Raw genomic sequence first — 2832 nt, 5'->3', positions numbered from 1 at the left:
CAGATCCACCACCACCGCATCCACCGGCGGCCACACCCCAGCCCACTCCCAGACACCACCACCCGACCCCGAACCACTCAGCACACCGCAGGCGTGCCGGATCCAGCCGCCGTCGTCCTCGTCGCCGTCGGCGCGGGAGTACACGGCGATCTGGCGCCGCCCCGCGTCCGGCGGGTCCACGGTGACCTGTACGGTGACCGCGCCCTGGTCGGGCAGGAAGAGCGGGGCCTCGATGACCAGTTCGTCGAGCCGGGCGCAGCCCGCCTGGGCACCGGCCTCCAGGGCCAGGTCGGCGAAGGCGGCGCCGGGCAGCAGCACGCGTCCCGCCACGGCGTGGCCCGCCAGCCAGGGCGTGCCGCGCAGGGAGATCCGGCCGGTGAGCACGTAGCCGTCTCCGGCCACCGGGATGACGGCGTCGAGCAGCGGGTGCGCCGAGCCGTCCGCCCCGGACATCCGGCCGGACTCGCCGCCGAGGAGCCAGAACCTGCGCCGGGAGAAGGCGTACGTCGGCGGCTCCCGGCGGGGGTGCGTCGCGGGGAGCAGCGCGTCGCTCCACGCGACCTGCGCGCCGAGGACCCACGCGTGGGCGAGCGCGGTGAGGAAGCGGCGGCGGTCGCCCGCGTCCCGGCGCAGCGTGTGGCAGACGCCCGCGGGCATGTCAGCGGCGTCGCAGATGGCCTCGGTGTCGGGTCCGAGCACCGGATGCGGGCTGACCTCGACGAACAGCGGGGTGCCGGTGCCGGCGAAGGCGGTGACGGCCTGCGCGAACCGTACGGGATTGCGCAGGTTGTCGTACCAGTACTGGGTGGTCAGCTTGGCGGGGTCGATGAACTCGCCTTCGAGGGAGGAGCAGAAGCCGATGTCGGTGGCGCGCGGCCGTACGCCGTCGAGAACGGCGAGCAGTTCGTCGCGGAGCGCCTCGACGTGCGGGGTGTGGGAGGCGTAGTCAACGGCGATCCGGCGTACCCGGACCTCGTCACCGCAGGCGGCGGCGAACTCCTCCAGCGCGGCGACCTCGCCTGCCACGACCGAGCCGGCGGGGCTGCTGTGCACGGCCACCCACAGGCGGTCCGCCCACCGCTCGATCCGCTCCTGGACCTGCGCCGCAGGCAGCCCCACGGCGAGCATGCCGCCGCTGCCGCCGAGCCGGATCAGCGCGCGGCTGCGCAGCGCCACGATCTTGGCGGCGTCCTCCAGCGAGAGCGCGCCCGCGACGCACGCGGCGGCGATCTCGCCCTGGGAGTGGCCGACCACCGCGGCGGGCCGCACCCCGAGTGAGCGCCACAGCTCGGCGAGCGCGACCATGACCGCGAACAGCACCGGCTGGATCACGTCGGTGCCGTCCAGCGACCGCGCGCCGGGCGCGCCGCGCAGCACGTCCACGACAGACCATCCGGTGTACGGGCGCAGCGCCTCGTCACAGCGGAGGAGGGCTGCCCGGAACGTCTCGTCGGCGTCCAGGAGGTCCACCGCCATCCCGGCCCACTGTGAGCCCTGGCCGGGGAAGACGAACACCGGGCGGGCATCGGCGTACGCGACGCCGGTGGCGACGGCGGCGTGCGGCGCGCCCTCGGCCAGCGCGGTCAGCCCGGCCAGCAACTCCTCCCGGTCCCGCGCCACCACCACCGCACGATGCTCGAACAAGGCACGCCGAGCCAGCACCCGGCCGGCACCGGCGAGCTCGTCAACCGTGACGTCCTCCGCGTAGGCGAGCAACCGCGCCGCCTGAGCCCGCAGAGACTCCGCGGACTTGGCCGACACCGGCCACACCAGCGGCTCCCCCGCCGCGAGCGCCACCCGCTCCGGCCCAGCCGCGCCCTCCACGATGACATGCGCGTTCGTACCACTGACCCCGAAACTCGACACCCCGGCTCTCAACGGCCGATCGCCCGGCAGCCTCACCGCCTCGGTCAGCAGCCGGACACCACCCGCCGACCAGTCGACATGCGGCGTCGGCTCCTTCACGTGCAACGTCGGCGGAAGCGTCCGGTGCTCCAGCGCCTTGACCATCTTGATCACACCCGCCACCCCGGCAGCCGCCTGAGTGTGGCCGATGTTCGACTTCAGCGAGCCGAGCCACACCGGGTTGTCCTCCGACCGGATACGGCCGTAGGTGGCCAGCAGCGCCTGCGCCTCGATCGGATCGCCGAGCGTGGTGCCGGTGCCGTGCGCCTCCACCACGTCCACGTCGCGCACGTCGAGCATCGCGTCGTCGAGGGCCTGCTGGATCACCCGTTCCTGAGCCGGCCCGCTCGGCGCGGTCATCCCGTTGCTCGCGCCGTCCTGGTTCACCGCCGAGCCGCGGATCACCGCCAGGATGTGCCGGCCGTTGCGCCGGGCGTCGGACACCCTCTCCAGCGCGAGCACCCCGACGCCCTCCGCCCACGCGGCCCCGTCGGCGGTCGAGGAGAACGACTTGCACCGCCCGTCGGGGGCCAGCGCGCGCTGGCGCGAGAACTCCACGAACGGCACCGGCGACGCCATCACCGACACGCCGCCGGCCAGGGCCAGCGAGCACTCACCGCGCCGCAGCCCCTGCACGGCCAGGTGCAGTGCGACCAGGGACGAGGAGCAGGCGGTGTCGACCGCCAGCGACGGGCCCTCGAACCCGAAGGTGTAGGAGACCCGGCCGGACAGCACGCTGGCGGCGCTGGAGGTGAACAGGGTGCCCTCGACCGATTCCGGCGCCTTGTCCAGGAAGCGGGTGGAGTAGTGCTCGTACATGCTGCCGGCGTAGACGCCGGTGCGGCTGCCACGCAGCGTCCCCGGATCGATCCCCGCCCGCTCCAACGCCTCCCAGCACGACTCCAGGAACAACCGATGCTGCGGATC

General features: G+C 73.9%; 1 protein-coding gene. It reads right to left on the bottom strand.

What is annotated here, in order from left to right:
• The coding region (locus ACTMTF_RS49270; RefSeq protein ID WP_441117018.1) for a type I polyketide synthase at window positions 1–2832 on the bottom strand (2832 nt) is incomplete at both ends.

It is taken from the genome of Nonomuraea sp. ZG12 (genome assembly GCF_052068115.1).
Lineage (GTDB): Bacteria > Actinomycetota > Actinomycetes > Streptosporangiales > Streptosporangiaceae > Nonomuraea.
This window is presented reverse-complemented; position numbering and strand designations above follow the sequence as displayed.